The organism is Bradyrhizobium sp. Mp27, assembly GCF_029953005.1.
In the GTDB taxonomy this organism is placed as follows: domain Bacteria; phylum Pseudomonadota; class Alphaproteobacteria; order Rhizobiales; family Xanthobacteraceae; genus Bradyrhizobium; species Bradyrhizobium barranii.
Genome location: NZ_JASAUS010000771.1, coordinates 1 through 240, shown reverse-complemented (window position 1 = coordinate 240; position 240 = coordinate 1). Strand labels below are relative to the sequence as shown.

1 protein-coding gene is annotated in these 240 nt (G+C 67.9%); it reads right to left on the bottom strand.

Features of this window, described 5'->3' with window-relative positions; translation table 11 throughout:
• The coding region (locus QJT78_RS52615; protein WP_281460993.1) for a transposase at positions 1-240 on the bottom strand (240 nt) is incomplete at both ends.

Genomic DNA, 240 nt, shown 5'->3' with positions numbered 1-240 from the left:
GCGGATGCAGGTCAGCCGCATGCGGCGTTTGAGAGTAGCGAAGGTGGTCTCGACCTGGGCTCGGCGGCGCGCGATGAGGAGGTTGTAGCGTTTGAGCCGGGCCGGCAGCTCTGGATGATGTCTGTTGGGACGACGGGCGATGCGGGGCTTCTTGCCTTCCGCCTTCAGCCGGGCCCGTCGGGCATGGGTGTCGTAAGCCGCATCGGCCCACACCACGGCTTCGTCGCCGCGGATCAGGCC